The organism is Planktothricoides sp. SR001 (genome assembly GCF_001276715.1).
Lineage (GTDB): Bacteria > Cyanobacteriota > Cyanobacteriia > Cyanobacteriales > Laspinemataceae > Planktothricoides > Planktothricoides raciborskii.
In genome coordinates, this window is record NZ_LIUQ01000002.1 from 18,554 (window position 1) to 39,464 (window position 20,911).

Here is a 20,911-nt window from a genome sequence, read left to right on the forward strand (position 1 = left end):
ACGATCTGCCATTGGGCGATCTCCTCCATAGCGATCGCTAGAAATAGAATAAGATCCAGACTCATTCCAAGAACTGCGAGAATATTCTCGGTAAGTTGACCCACCTGGGTTGATTTCATAATCATCATAAGGGTTCCTTTTCCGGGAGCGTTCCAGTTCATCCCCGGAAAATGCTCGCCGCACAGAACCGAAGAAATCATCCTCCTCTGCCTCCTCCCGCGATCGCTGATAAACCTCTCGGTTCAACTCATAAATCGCATCTTGTAAATCCGACTGGGCCAAATCCATCCCGCGCTCATCATTGCGCTGTAAACTCTCGCGTAACTCGCGAACCAACGCCTCAATCCGGGGTCGATAAGAACTGACAAATTGAATCCCATAATCCAGAGTCGCTTCGCGTAATTGCCGTTGGGCACTCAAGATTAACCCTTCAATCCGATTGCGCTTTTCCACTCGTTCGCGGCGTTCTCGGTCAGTTTGGGCAAACAGCGAAGCATCCTGAATCATCCGATTGACTTCTTCCTCACTCAGAGTGGAAGCCCCTTGAATCACAACACTTTGCTCCCGCCCGGTCATTCTGTCCAGGGCGCTCACCTGCAAAATTCCATTGGCATCAATATCAAACGCCACTTGAATTTGTGGCACCCCTCGTGGGGCTGGGGGAATCCCGGTTAACTTAAAGCGACCCAAAGACTTATTGTCTGTCGCCATCTCCCGTTCTCCCTGTAAAATATGAACCTCCACCAGGGTTTGATTATTTTCTGCCGTGGAAAAGATATCAGAACGGCGCACGGGAATCGTCGTGTTGCGGGGAATCAATTTTTTCATCACCCCACCAATGGTTTCTAACCCCAAAGATAAAGGAGTCACATCCAATAGCAACACATCTCTGACTTCACCGCCGAGAATTCCCGCTTGAATAGCCGCACCGACGGCGACCACTTCATCCGGGTTAACGTTTTGATTCGGCTCGCGATCGATTAAGCTGCGGACTAGCTGCTGTACCAAAGGAATTCGCGTCGAACCACCGACTAATACCACTTCATCAATTTGCATCGGACTCAAACCCGCATCGGTCAGAGCTCGTTTCACCGGACGACGTAAGCGATTAATTAAATCCCCACATAAGCCTTCAAATTCTGCCCGGGTTAATCGGGTTTCTAAATGTGTGGGGCCTTCAGCGGTAGCGCTAATAAAAGGTAAATTAATCTCGGTGACAGGAACCCCGCTGAGTTCAATTTTCGCTTTCTCCGCCGCTTCCATCAGCCGTTGCAGGGCTTGGCGATCGCGCCGCAAATCCACCTCTTCTGTCTCCAAAAACTTTTCGGCCAACCAATCGACAATCTTTTTATCAAAATCATTCCCACCCAACTGAGTATCCCCAGCGGTAGATTTCACCTCAAACACCCCATCCCCGACTTCCAGAATCGACACATCAAAAGTGCCGCCTCCCAGGTCAAACACCAAAATCGTCTGACTCTCGTTGCGCTCCAATCCATAAGCTAAAGAAGCTGCGGTCGGTTCATTCAGAATGCGTTTAACCTCTAGACCGGCAATCCGTCCCGCGTCCCTGGTCGCTTGACGTTGAGAATCATTAAAATAGGCGGGCACCGTAATCACCGCCCCTGTCACGGGTTCCCCCAAATAGCGACTAGCTTCATCCGCCAACTTTCTGAGCACCATCGCCGAAATTTCCTCTGGGGCAAAGTCCCGCTGCAATCGAGGACATTTCATCCGAATATTATTTTGCTCATCGCGGCGAATCGTATAAGGAACTCGCTTAGAATCGCCAGACAGTTCTGTGTACTTCCGACCCATGAAGCGCTTGAACCCATAAAAGGTATTTTGGGGATTCAGAACTGCTTGCCGTCTGGCCAACTGTCCCACCAGGCGCTCCCCGTCTTTACTAAAGGCAACCACGGAAGGGGTCGTCCGCATTCCCTCGGAATTTGCGATTACCACTGGCTTACCGCCTTCCATCACTGCCACTACTGAGTTGGTTGTTCCCAAGTCAATGCCGACTACCTTTCCCATGTCGTTCTAATTACCTTTTACTGTTTCCTAAACGTTCGGAGCGCGATCGCATCGTCAGAATGCGTTGCACATCAATTTTATTTTTGTCTGGCTACATTTAGCGCCTAGACATTGAACTGATCCGCGAATTCTGAAAGCTCTGTGCATCCATAAGACTCGCGATCGATTTTTTATAGACGCTGATTTGATAATTATTGTATCCTGCCGTAGAAGTGTCATCTATTTCAAGAAGTCACTCTTGAGGGCAGGGGGGGTCAGATGTACGGCGATCGCTACCTAAACTTAACCAACATGGTGGGTAATTCCCACTCTCAGGCCATAGAAATTCTAGGATCCCGATGACAATCAGACCCCTGAATTACCCAAAATCCCCGCAGCCATGTTGTTTGAAACATCTTTACCGCTTTCATTCCACCATTGATTCCACCATTCATTCAGCGACTAAAAGACTAAAACATTGATTCTACTACCTCAACGCGCCATTCCTTATGACTCAATATGATTCAACATCTCAATATATTTTCTCCTAAATCGAAATCCTTTAAAAAATTCAACTTATCTTATTATCTTATGTAAAAAATGTAATATTTATTATGAAGCAGCAAAAATCATAATAAATATTATATCTTATGATTTAATCAAGATTCTTTTCATTGGGGCTATCCCTCCCTATTCTTTTATTCTCAGCCAAGGATAAGCACAAAGCACAAAGGATATTCGCGCAGCAAATACCAATCAAAATTAAATAACCAATATATTATATTCTGATCATATAGCTGCCAATCATCAATATATATCAAAAAATAAATGCTTAATTACTATTTTGTTTGTGCTTATTTATGTATGTCAAATATTAGTTTAGTAAAAAACAACCATGACCGACGATAAATTACCAAACCATAATATATATAATAGTTTTTGAGGTTTACGGTCAAACATGATTTTGATCGTAAACCTGATTTCTTGAATCTTGATCAATTTTTAAAGGTAAAATTAACTGATATCATTGTCAGAGTAATAGAATTTTCATCTAATTACCTAAACAATTTAATAATTACCCACAACAGCCTCCTTAAAAACTATTTTTTTAGCAATTGCTTTATAGTGGTCAGCAGTTCTGTAGGCCGAAATGGTTTAGCAATATAGGCATCAGCTCCTTGTTTCATACCCCAATATCGATCAAAATCCTCACCTTTACTGGTACACATAATCACGGGAATACTTTGAAATTCCGCAGTATTTTTAATCCACCGACACAGTTCATAGCCATTCATTTCCGGCATCACAATATCGGTGACAACTAAATCTGGAACTTGCTTTTGAATTTCTTTTTTAGCTTCGTCGCCGTTGATTGCCTCAATCACATTGAGGCCACTCTTTTTCAATATTTCTGATACCATTTCGCGTACCGTTGCACTATCGTCTACAATCAGAATTGTATTCATCTATTTCTCCTTAATTTACTGTTTGTTTTGGAAAATTTACATTGGCTAGAAAATGTATTATGATTTCTGCATCAGTATTTCCATCTCCAGTGATCCATCATTGCTATAAATTTTTATAGTTTTGGTAAGCAAGATGCCTAGGTTTCATTCCTCAATGATTAGCAGATATACAGGTTTTCAATGCTATCATATTTCTCAGCATGATTATGCTTCAGCCGTTTAATTTGGTTGGCTCTTGGTTCTGTTACTCAATGACTATTTATTTGATTTTTGATTGTTTTTCGGGCAATCATTGTTTGATCTTTTCTCCTTTTAATTGCAATAGATTAGTTATAAAAATGATAAATCTGACTCAATGTTAAACCTAGCCTTACTTAATTCATTTTCCTATTTTTTATTTTAAAAATCAAATAAAATCAGCAAATTTTATAAAAAATCAATACTTAAAATAATTCAAGCGTACCTCCGGCCTAGGAAATCTCATTACTAAAAGTGTATCAGTGATTAAAAAAAAACGGTCATCGTTTGGGTCCAGATGGTTTCAGAAAGTGATCGCCTCCAGAAAAATGCCGGATTGATGGATCCTAAATCAGTCACCCCCTGAATTCGGGGGCATCCATCAGAATGGCTTTCCGCAACAAACGCCGATGAGAATCTTTTGGCATGGATCCGGTGACAGAAGGGCGAGAATCTGGTCTCTCAGGGGTCTGACTCCGGTGGATTTTCCGTGAGTCTGAGATTTTTTGAGGAAAATCCTAAAAAAATCTGCAAAATGTAACGGATTGTAACATATAATAAAAACCGGAAAAATTAAAAAAATTTAAAAGGCAGTACCATCAAATGCGAGTTGCGATCGCGGGAGCAGGGTTAGCAGGACTTTCCTGCGCTAAATATCTCACAGACGCTGGTCATACCCCCATTGTCCTGGAACGAAGAGACGTATTAGGCGGCAAAGTCGCGGCATGGAAGGACTCTGATGGCGACTGGTATGAAACTGGTCTACATATCTTCTTCGGAGCCTATCCGAATATGTTGCAGCTATTTAAAGAGCTCAACATTGAAGACCGGCTGCAATGGAAAGAGCATACCATGATTTTTAACCAGCCGGACAAGCCAGGAACTTACTCTCGGTTTGACTTTCCGGATATTCCAGCCCCCTTCAATGGGGTCATGGCGATTCTCCAAAATAACGATATGCTCACCTGGCCGGAAAAAATTCGCTTTGGCATCGGTCTGATTCCAGCGATGATTCAGGGACAGAAATATGTCGAAGAGATGGACAAATACAGTTTCTCCGAATGGTTGAAAAAACACAACGTGCCGCCCCGGGTAGAGACAGAAGTCTTTATTGCCATGTCCAAAGCACTGAATTTTATCAACCCAGATGAAATTTCCGCCACGGTCATCCTCACAGCGCTCAATCGCTTTCTTCAAGAGAAAAATGGCTCTAAGATGGCATTTTTAGACGGATCCCCCACGGAAAGACTTTGTGAGCCTCTGGTGGATTATATTACCCAGCGGGGCGGGGAAGTGCATTTAAACGCACCCATCAAGCAGTTTTTACTCAATGACGATGGCACAGTGCGAGCCTTCGAGATTAGAGGCTTGAATGGTGCAGCGGATTATCAGGTGACTGCTGACCTGTATGTGTCGGCTATGCCGGTGGATCCACTGAAAACCATGCTGCCAGAACCGTGGCGGGGGATGGAGTTTTTCCAAAAGCTTGATGGTTTAGAAGGAGTGCCGGTAATCAACCTGCATCTGTGGTTTGACCGCAAACTGACGGACATCGATCATTTATTATTTTCGCGATCACCCCTACTGAGTGTTTATGCGGATATGAGCAACACTTGCCGAGGCTATGAAAATCCAGACCGATCGATGCTCGAACTGGTCTTAGCCCCAGCCAAAGAATGGATTAGTAAATCCGATCAAGAAATTGTTGATGCCACGATCGCCGAACTGGAAAAATTATTTCCAAATCACTTTGGGGGAGAGAAACGGGCGCAATTATTGAAATATCATGTAGTAAAAACTCCCCGTTCAGTGTACAAAGCCACGGCGGGACGACAAGCACATCGTCCTTCCCAGGTGACACCGATTGCGAATTTCTATTTAACCGGCGATTACACCATGCAACGCTACCTCGCCAGTATGGAAGGGGCGGTACTTTCTGGTAAGCTAACAGCGCAGGCAATTTCCAGCGTTCAGCAACCGAAGGTTAACCACCCTAGATCCGCTGATGACGATCGCCCATCAGGATCCGATAGTCAATCCTTAGTGGTCAATCGTTAAATATTGATTGTTGGTCGTTGACTGTGTACTGTTAAAAGTCAAGCGTTAATAGTCTACTGATCACGGATCATCGACAACGGACAAATAGAGACGCCATAATCAAGCGTCTCTTTCATAGCTGATAGCCTTCACCCTTCCAGCCTGCAATCAATGCTCCAACTGTCTCAAAGCCCTCGCATGAAAACTCTGGCTGCCCGAGAGGACGCCTACGAACTCTGTCGTCAAATTACTCAGACCTACGCGAAAACGTTTTATCTGGGTACTTTACTGATGTCAGAGTCGAAACGCCGAGCCATTTGGGCCATATACGCTTGGTGTCGTCGTACTGATGAACTGGTGGACGGTCCTCGATCGCGATTAACAACCCCCGAAACCCTTGACCAATGGGAACACCAGTTAGAATCTGTCTTTGCTGGTGATCCGGTAGAAGATACCGATGTGGCCCTAGTCGATACTCTGGAACGCTTTCAGATCGAGATTCAACCCTTTCGGGATATGATTGCGGGGATGCGTATGGATCTATCCCGCAGTCGCTACCAGACTTTTGAAGACTTGGAACTCTACTGTTACCGGGTGGCCGGGACAGTGGGATTAATGTCCCTGCCGGTCATGGGGTTGGATTCTTCGCCTCGCTCGGCGCCTTGGTCTGGGAGCAAAGAACTGTCTAATCCCGCTGAACGGGCGATCGCGCTTGGGATTGCCAATCAACTCACAAATATCCTGCGAGATGTGGGAGAAGATGCTCGTCGGGGTCGCATCTACCTGCCTCTGGAGGAGTTAGCTTTATTTGACTACACAGAGCAGGATTTATTGAATGGTGTAGTTGATGAGCGTTGGCGGGAATTGATGCGGTTTCAAATTCAACGAGCTCGTAAGTTCTACGTTGAAGCCGAAAAGGGGATTAGTACACTAAGTCGGGATGCTCGTTGGCCTGTTTGGTCAGCGACGATGCTTTATAGCAAGATTCTTGATGCGATTGAAAAGAATCAGTATGACGTTTTTCGGAAGCGAGCCTTTGTTCCTACTCCAGGCAAAATTACTTGTTTACCCGTGGCTTGGTTAAGAGCACAAGCGCTCTAAGCTGACAAACAAGCTGACAAACAAATGGTTTGATCTATCTCGCATTTTTGAAAATCAGAGGGTCGGGTTTTTCCGGTAACTCTTTAGAAGAGTTGCCAACAGAAAACCACAAAAACCCCTCAAATCGGCAAACGGTTCCTGTTTCAGGATGTTTTTATCATCATCACCAAAGTAGCGCTTAATCACCTAAGTCTTTGAATAGTCTTAGCTGATTAAGCGCTACTTATTGCCTGGAAGAAATCACCCTCGTGATGGGAAAGTTCTGGTGGCGATCGCGGGTCTTGTCCCCGATGAATCTTGACCGATAGAAAAATTAGGGATTCATGGCTTGAGCCGCTAACATTTTTTTGAGTTTTTCTAGGTCAGCAGCCCAGCGGGGATCCGGCTGAATGGCTTCAGGTTCAGGAGTGGTCTGAGTATTTCGCCGAGTCTTGTTGTTGTTTCCGCCCCGACGAGAAGAAGAAGAAGCAGAAGAACTGGCCGGTGCTTTATTAGCCCGTGGCGCTGGTTGTTCTTCTGCTTCGCTTTCATTCTTTTTCTTGGCACGCGGTAATGCTTTCTCAATTTTCAGCGCACTGTCTTGAAAGATATGCCCGTTAAATTGTTCAATAATTTTATCGGCCTCTTCATCGTTTTTCACGGTGACAAAACCAAAACCGCGACATTTACCAGTTTTGCGGTCTTTAATGACCTTAGTGGTGACAGCGGTGCCGCAATCTGCAAAAACTGCCTCTAACTCTTGGCGTTCTATTTCCTTGGGCAAATTGCCAACATAAAGACGAATTGACATAAAAGTTATCTCCTTTGCTTGGATTTTGATTGATTTAGGGAAAAAACTTTAACCATTACTTGGGTGTAAGTCAGTGAATTTAGTCCTTTTTCTTGTAAAAATTTCCCATACACAGGCACCCCTCTTATCTATAAGAACATAAGGGGGATAATTTTCGCAAGTGGCGAATTTTTATGGTTGTAATAATACATTGAAAATTAAACGATCGCAAAATTTCTGTGCTTGATTTGCTTGACTTCACTCTGGAGCATTCCCGGCTGGTGAAAGGGCAAGATTCGGGATTAAGAATAGGAGTGAGTTGGTTCACAACTATTCACTGATTTGGTCACATACCAGTAATTTTATACCAGTAATTTTAGCAGTCAGGTTTTAATAAACCTATTCATTACTGCAATAGATGCTGGTGAAAGAAATCTATTGTTATGAGGCAATAGACTTTTGTAATTATAACAGAAATGAGCCTATTTTTTCCTTTGAGCTTTTTCGCTCATTTTTGGCAAATGCTGTTCATATTTTCAACTGAAGTCGTGTAATTATTACCACACTTAAGACCCAGAGAAGCATATTCTCCGATTTTTGATCCAGTTTGAAAAAATGATACAAGAATGTTTAGCCATCACAAAAGCAGCCTTGAATTTTTTTTTCGGTGTTTAATCATAAATCACTGAAACCCAGGATTTTTGTGTTCTGGGGCTGTCGCTATACGTTGCTTAGTCACTTAGCCTCAGAGATGACCACTCATCTGTCTGAGTAATGAGCCGGTTTTTTCCCAATCGACATCTTACCTTTGCGGTGAATGATGGTTGATGGATAATTTTGTGAATCAGCGGACTTGGCGAGTATTTGACCATGTTTAAACTTATCACATTATTTGGGAATTTTTCTAGGGATGATGCATATTTTTTGCCTGGGTGCGGAAAAATTTTATCCTGGATCGGCGTAAAAACCCAACGGATTCGTTAATTTCTCATTTTAATTGTGGGTAAACACTTAACCTGTAATTGTGGATCTGTGATGGATATGTAAACAGCCAGTCTTGACTGGTTATGGCTTCTAATCGATGTTTTCCCATAGGCTAATAATCAATGGTGCGATCCTGAATTGGCTGCAAAAGCTTTGATATCTGTACTCTTCGAGCCTAGATTTAGGCATGGGGGGACACAGCGGGGAATTTTGTTAAAAATTGTAACACTGTTTGGGAAAAAGTTAGTATTTTTGCTTGAAGTTGAGGGACAACTGGCCATGATGCTTAGAAGACCGCACCCCCTTGCAGGTTGAGATAAACTCCCCAAATAGCGGCTATCGCGGCTAAAATCGTAGACCAAATCGGATGTCCCCCTGGGAAAGACAATCGTGAGCGTTGACTTTCAGCGATCGTTTCCATATTTTCCACATCAACCCAGACGGTGGCGCCTCGGCGAAACCAGCCGGTGATTTTTACCTGAGAACCCACCAGGTCAATGGGACGATTTTGCAACGGCCAAAGATAGGCAAATGGGCCTAATTTGGCGAAACAGTGCAATTTGATCAGTCCCTCGGATGATTGCAAGATTAAATCTTGAGCTAAAGCATTGCTAATCCCAGAGCGCCCTAATAATTTCCCTTCTAGGTAAATAGGTTGACTATCGATGGGTAAGCTGGTGGGATTAGTCAGTAGTTCTGATAATTCAGGCAAAGAAGATGTGGGTGGGGGTAGATCGGGAAAGAATTGATTAATCCGCAGTAAGATTCCCATACTGATGCCAATGGGCAGACAACTGAGTAGAGTTATCCGATCGCCCCATAGCCAGGTGACTTGCTCTATGCCCAAAATCCCACCGATCCCACCAATTGCCCAAAAACCTAAGCCGATCGCCAAACCCAAGGGTAAGCCAAAAAAGGGGATTACTTGGAGGATAAACCTTTGAATTGCGGATTTTTCCAGTTTTCCTTTGGGGGAAGCCACAAAATCTAACTCCGGTTCTAGCTGCCAAAACTTAGCATATAACGAAAGAATATAGAGGCGATCGCCCAATAATAAATGAGAATTATTCAGGGTCATCCAGGGGCGCCAAGGGTTAGACCGCTCCCATGTGAGCAGATTTTCCCAAGAAGTCCGACCGGCACAACTGCCGAATGTCACCGCTTGTCGGACACCCACTGGGGTCAGCAGTTCCCATCCTTCTAATAACCCACTGGTTTCTCCGACCGTTTGAATATTTTCTGCCATACCGATGGCAATTTTTAATAAAGCTCTGGATAAGCCGTTGGGGTTGCCGGTGAGTTGGGCGGCTGCGCGATCGCTATGATACAGTCGCAACCGGGAAAGCCATAAAACTGGCCAACGCAATAGCCAATAAAACCCATAAGCAACGGAAGAAATTAGGGTGGCACAGACCGTCATAAACTGACCTTGAGAGGTGGAGACTTTTTCCCAGGGTTGACCATCCTTAGCCACTTGGAGATAAATACTGTAAGGAATCTGTAACAATAACATGGCCAAGGACATCAGGGGTAAAGTGCCACTGAGAATATGTCCTAATTCCCCGGCATAGATGGCGGCAATTTCATCCGGTTCTAGTTTTTCTAATAGTCCCCGACTGACGACGATTCGCGCAAACCGGGGTAAGCAACCTAATGAGATGGCCATTGGTGCATCGGTGGGTAATAGCCCCAGCTTGCATTGGGGAATATTTTGCTCACGGGAAAACTGGAGCAGTAATTTGGAGGCTTCGGGACTGCGATCGCTTAAAGTTTTCCAGGACAACGGTTGCAGACCGTAGCACTTTTCCAGCAGTAAATCCATCAACCAGGGAGATGCCATGAATAACCCGATTAGACCGAGCAAAACTGTCCAAGTCTGGTCTTGATAAAACCATTGCACTGGCGAAAGCAAGGGCATTTTTAATAAAACATCATTTATTAGTAAGAAAGAAAACTCGACGAATTGGACCATGAGCCAAAATAGAGCGATCGCCGTGGTGACTTGCACTAGAAACAGTTGCCCTTGCTTCACTGGCTTCATTTTGCGCCAATTTTTTGCCCGTCCTGCTTGCCGCCAAGTAATTTCAGGGCTGGGGGCTGGGGGCTGGGTCTGGGTCAGACTCTGGGTCGGACTCGGATCCGCAGTCGGCGAATCCGATCCGTTTTGCATAAATCTGGGTTGCTGGGGAATTGGTGCCGCCGGTCGTGCAGGGGGCGGTGGGGGCGCCACAACCGAGACAGAATTTGGGGGCATATTCATCTTTGGCGGTAGGGGCGGTTTGGCCGGTCTTACCCCATTCGATAATCCTTGCCCCTTGAGTAAAGGAGATTTTGGCGGCGCTGGCGGTTTGGGAGGTCGCTTGACCCCAGACCCAGGGTTTTTAGGGGGCTGATTTTCTGTGGTGGGTTGAGATTTAGTTAATTTTCCCGAATTTGCCGGTCTGGGTAGGTTGCTGGGTTGAGGAGGTTTAGGGGTTACTGGCGCCGGAGATAAGGGGACAAAACCTGTCGGGTCTGCGGTGGGTGACGGGTTGACTGGGTTATTTGCCGGACTATTTGCCGGACTCTCAAAAGGCATAAAACCTGTGGGATCATTGATTAAGCCCGGATTCTTGTTTCCTGAATTGGGTGGCGGGGGGGATGCCGCTACGACATCCTGAGATGGGCTTAATTCCCGTAACTTGGCCATTGCCCATTTTTTCGCTGGGGCATTGGTTGTCGATTGGGTGTGAATCAGGGTTTGACAAAGTTGGCAAGCTTGATAGCGATCGCCTATCTGCTGATAAGCTTGCACCAAAGCGATCTGTGCCCGTAATCTTGTGGACTCGTGCAGTTCTGTTTCACAGATATTTTCTAAAGTGGCGATCGCGGTTTGGTAATCTCCTTGTTTTAAGGCTGCCAAACCAATCTCTAGATTAGAGTTGCCCATGATAATTAAGTTTCAGAATAATTAACAATTGATAATTAACAATTGTTAATTAAGAAATCATCAATTATCTTAATTATCAATTATCAATTATCAATTGTCAACTTACAAAGATTCTGGTTCTTGACCTGCCACCACTGGGGCTGTGGCATTCAGTTTTAATTCTGGATGGTCGCCTTGAACTTGATGTAAATTCCATTCATTTTTAAACAGTAGCACGGGACGCCCCCAACTGTCTTTGACCGTAACAGTGTTAAACAAACGGCCTACTTTATTTAAGGCTTCCCAACCATCCGCTACCCAACGGGCTACGGTAAAGGGCAACATTTCGATTCTGGTTTCGACCCCATATTCATTTTCCAGCCGAAACTGTACCACTTCAAACTGTAGCTGACCCACTGCTGCCAAAATGGGATCCCGTTTGGATTCGTCCGTAGAATACATAATTTGTACGGCGCCTTCTTCCCGTAATTCTGAAACCCCTTTGCGGAATTGCTTGAACTTGGAAGGGTTGGGATTTTTTAAATAGGCAAAGAGTTCGGGAGAGAAACAGGGGATCCCTTCGTATTCCAATTTTTCTCCAATATATATAGTGTCCCCAATGGCAAACATTCCCGGATTGTTCAGACCAATGGCATCCCCCGCATAAGCGACTTCGATGGATTCTCGGTCTTGGGCAAAGAGTTTCTGGGGACGAGATAACCGAATGCTTTTGCCGGTGCGAGCATGGCTGACAGTCATGTCTTTTTCAAATTTGCCGGTACAGACCCGCACGAAGGCCACGCGATCGCGGTGTTTGGGATCCATATTAGCTTGCAGCTTAAAGACAAAGCCGGTAAAGTTCGGGTGAGTGGGGGGAACGTCCCCAAGACTACTCCGACGTACCGTTGGTTTCAGGGCATATTCTAGAAAATTATCTAAAAAGAGCTTCACCCCAAAATTGGTTACAGCACTGCCAAAGAATACCGGAGTCATTTTGCCCGCATGAACCGCTTGCAGATCCAGTTCTGCTCCGAGTTCTTCGAGAATTTCCAGTTCTTCTTTCAGTTGATAATACAGTTCTTGTTCTAAGAGGTCTTCAATGCGCGGATCGCCGAGGTTGATTACGGTATCCTGGGCTTTTTTGCTGCCGTGGGCGGTGCGTTCAAATAAGTGAATCTGCCGACGCAGGCGATCGTACACTCCTTTGAAGCGATCGCCCATGCCAATTGGCCAGTTTACGGGATAGGTACTAATCCCCAGTTCTTTCTCAATTTCGTCCAGGAGTTCCAGAGGTTCCCTAGTCGGTCGATCCAGCTTATTCATAAAAGTGAAAATGGGAATTTCTCGCATCCGACAGACTTCAAACAGTTTCCGGGTCTGGGGTTCCAACCCTTTAGCGGCATCTTCCAGCATCACCGCATTATCCGCAGCGGCCAAAGTCCGGTAAGTATCTTCACTAAAATCTTGGTGACCGGGAGTATCCAGCAGATTTATATAATAGTTTTGATATTCAAACTGCAAAACTGTGGAGGTAATGGAAATTCCCCGTTGCTGCTCCATTGCCATCCAGTCTGAGGTAGCTTGCCGCTGGGCGCGTTTCGCTTTCACGGCTCCCGCTTCATTAATTGCCCCTCCGTAAAGCAACAGCTTTTCCGTTAGAGTCGTTTTACCGGCGTCGGGGTGGGAAATAATGGCAAAGTTGCGGCGTCTTTCTACTTCTTGTGCTATTTCTGTAATCAGTTCTTGGGTCATGCGGATACCTAGCTGGACATGGAGCATTACGCTATTCAAATTGTAGCAAAATTTCGCTTTTCGGTAAAATAAATTTTTAGCAAATTTTTTAGAATTAGTGATTTTTCCAAAAAAATTAAATGAATTATCTTTTTTTGCTCGGATTAATTGGTTAAATTTTGATGTTAAAATTCACAAGACACTGTGACAATTATGCTGGAGCATCCATGAATATTATTCCCACGGAAATCCCAGATGTATTAATTATTGAACCCAAAGTTTTTGGGGACGATCGCGGATTTTTTTTTGAAAGCTTCAATGAGCGAGTGTTTGCGGAAACAACGGGCATTAAAACTCAGTTTGTCCAAGATAATCACTCGCGATCGGGCAAAAACGTCCTGCGGGGACTGCACTACCAAATTCAACAAACCCAAGGCAAATTACTCCGGGTGGTTGCCGGTGAGATATTTGATATTGCCGTAGATATTAGAAAAAGTTCTCCCACCTTTGGTCAATGGGTCGGTTGTCTGCTGAGTGGGGAAAATAAACGGCAATTTTGGGTGCCACCGGGTTTTGCCCACGGCTTTTTAGTGGTTTCCGACTCGGCGGATGTGTTGTACAAAGCCACGGACTACTACGCTCCCCAGTACGATCGCTGTATTCTCTGGAATGACCCTGATATTGGCATCGAATGGCCGTTAAATGGTGCCGAGCCAATTTTATCGGCGAAAGACCAAGCCGGTCAACGGTTAAATTCTGCGGAGGTGTTCCCATAAGTCAGGGAATAACCGACATTTATGGACCGCTACGGTAAGGACGAATAAGCAAAAATTAACAAACAAACCGGGACAGAAATGAAAATTTTACTCGCTGGGATTAACGGTCAACTTGGCCAAGAATTACACCCGATGTTGGTGAAATTGGGGGATGTCACCTGGGTCGATCGCGAAACCCTGGATTTATCGCAACCAGACATGATTCGTCAGGTAATCGGTGAGGTCAAACCGGATTTGATCGTCAATGCCTGCGCTTATACGGCAGTGGACAAGGCGGAAAGCGAACCGGATCTGGCGATGGCCGTGAATGGCTCTGGGGTGGGGATTTTAGCGGCAGAAGCCCTCAAACTGGGCGCCCGGTTGATTCATGTTTCTACGGACTATGTGTTTGATGGCAGCCAAAGTCATCCCTACCAAGAAACGGATCCTACTAATCCCATTGGGGTTTATGGCAAATCTAAATTAGCGGGAGAAGAGGCCATTCAGCAAGTGGGGGGCGACTATATTATTGTCAGAACCGCTTGGGTCTATGGTGTCGGGGGAGTTGGCAATTTTGTTAAGACTATGCTGCGTTTGGGCAGTAGTCGGGACGAGTTGCGGGTGGTGACGGATCAAGTGGGCAGTCCCACTTGGACGAAGGATTTGGCTGAGGCGATCGTCTGTATGATTCAAAATTCCCCAGAATCCGGGATTTACCACTATACCAATAGTGGGGTTTGTAGCTGGTATGATTTCGCGATCGCCATCTTTGAAGAAGCCAAAGCCCTGGGTTTTCCCTTGCAAGTGCAACGGGTGGTGCCCATTACCACCGCTGAATATCCCACCCCGGCAAAACGTCCCGCTTATTCCGTTCTTTCTCATCGCAAAATCTCTGCTGTTATCGGTACTCATCCCCCCCATTGGCGGCAATCATTGCGTCTTATGCTGAAAGATTATCAAGATAATTAACAATTGATAATTGATAATTGTTGTTGGGTAGGGATTCTTTTGTTGCTTGTTGGAAAGTTGTTTGGCTGCTCCAAATAACCACCAACTAACAACCACCAACCACTAAGCTGTTTATACTCTTTATTTTGGCAAAAAACATGAAAGCAATCATTCTTTCTGGGGGCAAAGGCACCCGGTTAAGACCGCTGACTTATTCTGGGGCAAAACAACTGGTACCCGTGGCGAATAAACCGATTCTTTGGTATGGAATTGAAAGCATTGTTGCCGCTGGAATTACGGACATTGGGATTATTATTAGTCCCGAAACTGGAGAAGAAGTTAAACAGGTGACTGGGAATGGCGATAGCTTTGGCGCCAAGATTACTTATATTCTCCAAGAACAACCCGCAGGATTGGCTCATGCAGTCAAAATCGCCCAACCTTTCTTAGGTGATTCTCCTTTTATTATGTATCTGGGGGATAACATTATTGAAGGCAGCGTTGACTCGTTTTTGACCCAGTTTAATCAGCAAAATCTTGATGCTTTAATTTTGTTGCGGGCAGTGTCTAATCCCAGCGCTTTTGGGGTAGCGAAAGTAGATGAAAAAGGTCGAGTTTTACAGTTAATTGAAAAGCCCAAAGAACCCCCGTCTAATTTAGCATTGGTAGGGGTTTATTTATTTTCTAGTGCTATCCATGAGGCGATCGCACAAATCAAACCTTCCGCCCGGGGTGAATTAGAAATTACCGATGCGATCCAGCGGTTAATTGACCTAGAAAAACCTGTAGAAGCTTGTACATTACAAGGTTGGTGGCTGGATACCGGGAAAAAAGATGACCTCCTCGAAGCCAATAGAATTATTCTCGATACGCAAATTACTCCTTCTGTAGAAGGGGAAATAGATGACCGGAGTCAAGTAATTGGCCGAGTCAAAATTGGCGCCGGAACCAAAGTAATCAACTCTTCCATCCGTGGCCCAGCAATTATTGGCGAAAATTGTTATTTAGAAAACTGCTTTATCGGCCCTTATAGCAGTATCGCCAATGAAGCAACCTTAATTGATGCTGACCTAGAACATAGCGTTATTTTACGCGGGGCAAAAATCGATCGCATTCAGCAACGTTTAGTCGATAGTGTGATTGGTCGTCGAGCCAATTTAACGGTAGCTTCTCGCCGTCCCAAAGCCTTACGATTTATGATTGGCGATGACTCTCAAGTAGAGTTATTTTAATTGTTGATTGTTGTTCGTTGATTGTTGTTCGTTGATTGTTGTTCGTTGATTGTTGTTGGTTGATTGTTCCTCGTTCCCAGGCTCTGCCTGGGAATGCCTTCCTGGAGGCGCTGCCTCCCGATCTTTAAACAGCCCCCCATTCCTCCAGAGCAAAAAATCCGGCTTCTTCAGGAGGAGGGGGCGTTTCCCCGCATTGGACCCATGACTAATGCTAGAGTAAGTATTAGATGGTTACGGCAGTTTCATTTTAATCACAAAATCTTATGCTCAAACGGATCTACATTGATAATTTTCGCTGCTTGGTCAATTTTGAGCTTAATGTTGATGCAATTAATTTATTTCTCGGTGCTAACGGCTCCGGGAAATCAACGGTTTTTGAAGTATTGCAGAAAATTCAAGCATTTGTTAGCGGCGATCGCAAGATAGAAGGAATTTTTAAATCCTCAGATTGCACTCGTTGGCAAATTGCACCATTACAACGGTTTGAGTTAGAGATTATCGGCAATGGCGGCAGCTATAAATATGAGTTGGGGATTGGACATGAGCGCGATCGATGTCGGGTTGAATATGAGCGTTTGTGGTATGATAACCAGCCTTTACTAAAATTTGAGTTAGGCGAAGTTCAACTGTATCGAGACAATCATTCAGAAGGTCCTCAATACTCATTTGACTGGTCGCAGTCCATGCTGCCTTCGTTGATGCCAAGAAATGACAATACAAAGTTAACTTGGTTTAGAGAAAGAATCCAACGAATTATTATTGTCCGAATGATTCCTAGCTTAATGGCTGATGAAAGCAACCAAGAAGAAATGCGGCTAAATACCCAGATGGAAAATTTTGTTTCTTGGTATCGGTATCTTTCTCAAGACCAAGGCAAAGTCGCTGAAATCAGCAATGTTTTAAAAGATGTTCTGGATGGTTTCAACAGCTTTAAGTTTGAACGAGTTAGCGAACAAAATCAAGTGTTAAAATTACGTTTAGCCGGTGGAAATAATAGTAACCAATTAATTGAATATCGGCTGGGAGAATTATCAGACGGTCAAAAAGCTTTAGTTGCTTTATATACCATGATTTATGGGACGCGATCAGAAGACTATACTTTATGTATTGATGAACCGGAAAACTTTTTAGCTTTGCCGGAAATTCAACCTTGGTTGATTCAGCTTTATGACTTTTGTAGTGAAAGAAAACTGCAAACTTTACTAATTTCTCACCATCCTGAGTTAATTAACTACCTTTTGGCTTCACCGATTGGTTATTGGTTTGACCGGCAAAGTAATGCCCCTGTAAGATTAAAAAGAATTAGTATTGAAGTGGCTGATAATTCTGGATTACCTGTTTCAGAATTAATTGCAAGGGGATGGTTGAATGAGCCAGCATAGAGTTCAAATCGTTATCCTGTGTGAAGATAGACAGCAGGAAGTTTTTGCTCGTCATTTCCTAAAAATGCGAGGTTTTACTGGTATCATCAGAGCTAAAATTTGCCCTTTAGGTAGCCAATCAGGAGAACAGTATGTACGCAGTCAATACGCAGCAGAAGTCAAAGCCTATCGTCAGAATAGAAACCGGGTTGCGATTGGCTTAGTCGTGTTAATTGATGCAGATAAGGGAACATTACAAGAACGACTTAATCAGTTAGCAGATGCTCTTAGCGCAGATGCCCAACCAGACCGTCGATCAGATGAGGCGATCGCTATCTTTATTCCTAAACGCAATATTGAAACATGGATACATTATTTACAAGGAGAATTTGTCAATGAGGAGGATAGTTATGCAAAATTTGAGAATAATGAGGCTTTTTGTAAACCAGATGTTGAGCAGTTAGCCGAGGAATGCCGCTCTCATAAATTATCGACAAACGCACCGGAGTCTCTCCAGGCAGCTTGCGGGGAATTACAGCGTTTATTAATCCTATTAAAATAATAATTGGTCAACCATGAATTAAACCAAGATATAAATAAAAACAATAATAATTTAATTTATTATTACAACTTTATTGATATAATTTATGACTGAAAATAAGGCAGAATTAAAACCATTTATCTACTTTTTGACCGTTAACTATTACTCATCAAAGTTAATTACCAATCTTTTAAAATCCCTGGAAACACAAGCCAAAATACCCTATAAACTAATTATCGTAAATAATTCCCCGGATGATGCCGAAATTGAAGCATTAAATCAGGAAAAAACGGTAATTTTGCAGGCTGGGGAAAATCTAGGATTTGGTAAAGGGTGTAATTTAGGCATCCACTGGGTTTATGACCAAGACCCAGAAGCTATTATTTGGCTGATTAATCCCGATACCCTGATGCTGACGGATTCTTTGGCAAAAGTGCCGGACTTTTTTAGCAATCATCCCGAAGTTTCTATTTTAGGCACAATGGTTTATGAACCCAGTGGGGATGTTTGGTTTGGGGGAGGGGAATTTAATCGCTATACTGGGTCGATTATTATTAAAGATAATTTATTTTTGCACAATCCCGATGCTGAATATATTTCTTGTGCTTGGGTGACAGGCTGTAGTTTTTTACTGAATTTAAGAAAGTTTGATACTTGTCCCGAATTTGACCCAGATTATTTTTTATATTACGAGGATTTTGATTTTTGTCAGCGTTATGCTCAAAAAGGTCATGTTATAGCCATGACGAATCATCTGGCAGTGTTTCACCAACCTTCGCAAATTACTAATCAAAATTTATTCCATAAGTATTATCATAGTACCTATAGTTATTTATTCACGATTAACAAGTATTGTCATCCAGTTGTTTTCTGGTTGAGATTGCTCAGATTAGGGTTAAATGGTTTATGGTTTTTGCTGCGCGATTCGCTAAAGCGATCCGCCTTGCGGAATCGCGCAGTTGGGTTAGGTAAAATTAAGGGAATTTTGAGTTATCTTAAATCCGATAAAAATTACTCAGATAATCACCACAGAGACACAGAGAACACAAAGTAGTGGTAGGTTGCGTTAGGCGTGGTGTCGCTGCTAACACTACCACTACTTTATATGAGATTCCGCGATCGCATTTTAGTCGGAAATCAAAGCAGCCACAGAAATTTTGACATCGGGAAATGCTAATGGGGTAATTTCACCGTCGGTTAAGGTCATTTTTGAGGCATATTCCCCATGTCTGGGTTCGCGAAATACGATGAGTTCCCCACGCTTTAAATTCACTAACCAATATTCAGGAATTCCCGTTCCGCATAGATACGATATTTTAAGGTTGAGTCTTTTTCTAAACTGCTATTGGCATATTCAATTAACCAAAAAATATTTTCAGGATAGGGATGGTGGTTGAGATATTCTCGTCCCAAACGTTGCACAATAGCAATGTCTGGTTCGGGTTCGGAGTCGTTGGGCAATGTGATGGGTTTAGCTGGACTGACTAAGGCGCGGTAAGCGTCAGCTATGCCGTCAGGCTTATCGCCCAGTAAACGGGTCAAATATTCGCCAGCTTTAGTGCTGAAATAAGCGTGAGGAACTCCTTCTGGGGACATTTCTACAATTTCTCCATTGAGTAGTTCCACGGGGCGATCGTCGAGTAAGCCAGTTTCGACGATCTGGTGATAGTCTTCCATTGTCCATTTGGCCAAAGATATAGTCATGTTCGTTAACCATTGGAGTGGGTATTAATAATATAGTAGTCTACTGGGCAACGATGTATCCCATGAGTCGTTTCTTTATTCCATTAATTCGCGCAATCTAAGGGTAAATCCAGGCAGGGATTTAAATCCGTGGCTACAAGAACCAAGTCCGCTTTCTGGCGGACTAAAAACAATATAAAAGAGGATGGTAGATGAAACTACTGGAGAAATTTTTTGGTAAATTCTAGGATTTTTTATTGTTAATCTGCACTTGGGATTGGGCGATCCTTACAGCATTTAATTCTCCATAATCGCCAGTATTTCTTAAATCTTGGGCATCAATTACCAGACGATGAAATTCCTTCGGAACTATACCGCTTTTGACAAATTCCCGACCAAAAGCAGAAATCACGGCTGCATGACTCGAAAATGATAAATCTTTCTGTAAAAGAATGGCTTCAACAGCATAAAACATACTGTAATAAGCGCGAGATGCCGCATAATCTGGAAATTCATTAGTTTGGAGAATTTTGGCTGCTTCTAAGCTGGTGATAGATTTTTGCAGTAAGTTTTCTTGTTCTGGGGTCAAAATGTAATTCCCTCTTTTCTGATATTGAGCAGTAATGGAGTATTGGCTGTAGAGAATTTTTCCGAATCCATAAATAGACGACTGATTGTGAGATCATATTGCAGAGATAAGTCAGAAATCAAATGTCCCGTTCGTTTGATTTCTTCCCCCGGATTAACTTGACCTTTGAGGATAATCAATACATCAATATCGGAATTTTCTGTGGCAGTTCCCCGCGCTTGAGAACCAAATAAAATTAGGCGATCGAGTCGAGTTCCATATAATTCCAATAAATCTGATCGCAGTTGCTTTAGCAGGATTTGTAATTGTTCGGACATAGGGCGTAATCACAAATAATTAATTTACTGTAAAATTTCCACTACAAATACAGCGGTTTTCAGGGCGGCGTTGCATTCCGTAGGGGCGAAGCATTTCGGCAGTCCATTTAGTGTTCTAAGCAATAGGTTATCTGCCGAAATGCTTCGCCCCTACAGGCACTTGTGGTAGATCCAATATAAAATTGCTGTAATTAGCAGTTAATCATTAAATATAATCGCCTCCTACCCCAAAATCAACC

General features: G+C 43.7%; 15 protein-coding genes and 1 pseudogene. 8 read left to right on the plus strand and 8 right to left on the minus strand.

Annotated features, from left to right (window positions below; all coding sequences use genetic code 11):
• A partial coding sequence (gene dnaK, locus AM228_RS01315) for a molecular chaperone DnaK (protein ID WP_082348697.1) occupies positions 1-2,034 on the minus strand: 2,034 nt, incomplete at its 3' end.
• Between the two features lie 1,079 nt (positions 2,035-3,113).
• Positions 3,114-3,479 carry a PleD family two-component system response regulator gene (locus tag AM228_RS01320; protein WP_054464306.1) on the minus strand — a complete coding sequence of 122 codons (366 nt, stop codon included), beginning with the start codon at positions 3,477-3,479 and terminating at the stop codon, positions 3,114-3,116.
• A gap of 840 nt (positions 3,480-4,319) precedes the next feature.
• On the opposite strand from AM228_RS01320, the gene pds reads away from it, so the two are divergent.
• Positions 4,320-5,774: a 15-cis-phytoene desaturase gene (gene pds / locus AM228_RS01325; protein WP_054464307.1), complete on the plus strand. Its 1,455-nt coding sequence runs from the start codon at positions 4,320-4,322 to the stop codon at positions 5,772-5,774.
• Positions 5,775-5,924: 150 nt separating this feature from the next.
• A complete protein-coding gene (gene crtB, locus AM228_RS01330; RefSeq protein WP_054464308.1) occupies positions 5,925-6,854 on the plus strand; it encodes a 15-cis-phytoene synthase CrtB in 930 nt (309 codons plus the stop codon).
• A 313-nt stretch (positions 6,855-7,167) separates the two neighbouring features.
• Here the strand turns inward: crtB and AM228_RS01335 are convergent, their stop codons facing one another.
• The 3 genes from AM228_RS01335 to prfC form a co-directional block, all read right to left on the minus strand.
• Positions 7,168-7,644 carry an RNA-binding protein gene (locus AM228_RS01335; RefSeq protein ID WP_054464309.1) on the minus strand — a complete coding sequence of 159 codons (477 nt, stop codon included), beginning with the start codon at positions 7,642-7,644 and terminating at the stop codon, positions 7,168-7,170.
• A gap of 1,249 nt (positions 7,645-8,893) precedes the next feature.
• The gene (locus AM228_RS01340; protein WP_054464310.1) at positions 8,894-11,536 is read right to left on the minus strand and encodes a M48 family metalloprotease; all 2,643 of its coding nucleotides are present in this window, start codon (positions 11,534-11,536) and stop codon (positions 8,894-8,896) included.
• Between the two features lie 102 nt (positions 11,537-11,638).
• Positions 11,639-13,267 carry a peptide chain release factor 3 gene (gene prfC, locus AM228_RS01345; RefSeq protein WP_054464311.1) on the minus strand — a complete coding sequence of 543 codons (1,629 nt, stop codon included), beginning with the start codon at positions 13,265-13,267 and terminating at the stop codon, positions 11,639-11,641.
• A 206-nt stretch (positions 13,268-13,473) separates the two neighbouring features.
• Between prfC and rfbC the strand changes: the two genes are divergently transcribed.
• The 6 genes from rfbC to AM228_RS01375 all read left to right on the plus strand — a co-directional run bounded on the left by rfbC (position 13,474) and on the right by AM228_RS01375 (position 19,137).
• Positions 13,474-14,022, plus strand: a complete 549-nt coding sequence (rfbC, locus tag AM228_RS01350) for a dTDP-4-dehydrorhamnose 3,5-epimerase (RefSeq protein WP_054464312.1) — start codon at positions 13,474-13,476, stop codon at positions 14,020-14,022.
• A gap of 78 nt (positions 14,023-14,100) precedes the next feature.
• Positions 14,101-14,970, plus strand: a complete 870-nt coding sequence (gene rfbD / locus AM228_RS01355) for a dTDP-4-dehydrorhamnose reductase (protein ID WP_054464313.1) — start codon at positions 14,101-14,103, stop codon at positions 14,968-14,970.
• Positions 14,971-15,107: 137 nt separating this feature from the next.
• Positions 15,108-16,181, plus strand: a complete 1,074-nt coding sequence (locus AM228_RS01360) for a glucose-1-phosphate thymidylyltransferase (RefSeq protein ID WP_054464314.1) — start codon at positions 15,108-15,110, stop codon at positions 16,179-16,181.
• A gap of 263 nt (positions 16,182-16,444) precedes the next feature.
• Complete coding sequence (locus AM228_RS01365) at positions 16,445-17,563, plus strand: AAA family ATPase (RefSeq protein ID WP_054464315.1); 1,119 nt, start codon at positions 16,445-16,447, stop codon at positions 17,561-17,563.
• The gene (locus AM228_RS01370) at positions 17,550-18,104 is read left to right on the plus strand and encodes a hypothetical protein (protein ID WP_054464316.1); all 555 of its coding nucleotides are present in this window, start codon (positions 17,550-17,552) and stop codon (positions 18,102-18,104) included. Before AM228_RS01365 ends, AM228_RS01370 begins: the two co-directional genes overlap by 14 nt.
• Before the next feature lie 85 nt (positions 18,105-18,189).
• The gene (locus AM228_RS01375) at positions 18,190-19,137 is read left to right on the plus strand and encodes a glycosyltransferase (RefSeq protein ID WP_054464317.1); all 948 of its coding nucleotides are present in this window, start codon (positions 18,190-18,192) and stop codon (positions 19,135-19,137) included.
• 72 nt (positions 19,138-19,209) lie between these two features.
• On the opposite strand, the pseudogene AM228_RS01380 reads toward AM228_RS01375, so the two are convergent.
• The 3 genes and pseudogenes from AM228_RS01380 to AM228_RS01390 all read right to left on the minus strand — a co-directional run bounded on the left by AM228_RS01380 (position 19,210) and on the right by AM228_RS01390 (position 20,672).
• Positions 19,210-19,787 (minus strand): annotated as a pseudogene (locus tag AM228_RS01380) (Uma2 family endonuclease).
• Positions 19,788-20,010: 223 nt separating this feature from the next.
• On the minus strand, positions 20,011-20,355 hold the full coding sequence (locus AM228_RS01385; protein WP_054464318.1) for a HEPN domain-containing protein: 345 nt from the start codon (positions 20,353-20,355) through the stop codon (positions 20,011-20,013).
• Positions 20,352-20,672, minus strand: coding sequence for a nucleotidyltransferase domain-containing protein (locus tag AM228_RS01390; RefSeq protein WP_054464319.1), 321 nt, complete (start codon positions 20,670-20,672; stop codon positions 20,352-20,354). The genes AM228_RS01385 and AM228_RS01390 overlap by 4 nt, the downstream gene beginning before the upstream one ends.
• Positions 20,673-20,911 lie beyond the last annotated feature (239 nt).

Excerpts from the sequence above, each read along its gene's own strand:
- AM228_RS01320 (WP_054464306.1), bottom strand. The coding sequence starts at position 3,479 with ATGAATACAATTCTGATTGTAGACGATAGTGCAACGGTACGCGAAATG.
- pds (WP_054464307.1), top strand. The coding sequence starts at position 4,320 with ATGCGAGTTGCGATCGCGGGAGCAGGGTTAGCAGGACTTTCCTGCGCT.
- crtB (WP_054464308.1), top strand. The coding sequence starts at position 5,925 with ATGCTCCAACTGTCTCAAAGCCCTCGCATGAAAACTCTGGCTGCCCGA.
- AM228_RS01335 (WP_054464309.1), bottom strand. The coding sequence starts at position 7,644 with ATGTCAATTCGTCTTTATGTTGGCAATTTGCCCAAGGAAATAGAACGC.
- AM228_RS01340 (WP_054464310.1), bottom strand. The coding sequence starts at position 11,536 with ATGGGCAACTCTAATCTAGAGATTGGTTTGGCAGCCTTAAAACAAGGA.
- prfC (WP_054464311.1), bottom strand. The coding sequence starts at position 13,267 with ATGACCCAAGAACTGATTACAGAAATAGCACAAGAAGTAGAAAGACGC.
- rfbC (WP_054464312.1), top strand. The coding sequence starts at position 13,474 with ATGAATATTATTCCCACGGAAATCCCAGATGTATTAATTATTGAACCC.
- rfbD (WP_054464313.1), top strand. The coding sequence starts at position 14,101 with ATGAAAATTTTACTCGCTGGGATTAACGGTCAACTTGGCCAAGAATTA.
- AM228_RS01360 (WP_054464314.1), top strand. The coding sequence starts at position 15,108 with ATGAAAGCAATCATTCTTTCTGGGGGCAAAGGCACCCGGTTAAGACCG.
- AM228_RS01365 (WP_054464315.1), top strand. The coding sequence starts at position 16,445 with ATGCTCAAACGGATCTACATTGATAATTTTCGCTGCTTGGTCAATTTT.
- AM228_RS01370 (WP_054464316.1), top strand. The coding sequence starts at position 17,550 with ATGAGCCAGCATAGAGTTCAAATCGTTATCCTGTGTGAAGATAGACAG.
- AM228_RS01375 (WP_054464317.1), top strand. The coding sequence starts at position 18,190 with ATGACTGAAAATAAGGCAGAATTAAAACCATTTATCTACTTTTTGACC.
- AM228_RS01390 (WP_054464319.1), bottom strand. The coding sequence starts at position 20,672 with ATGTCCGAACAATTACAAATCCTGCTAAAGCAACTGCGATCAGATTTA.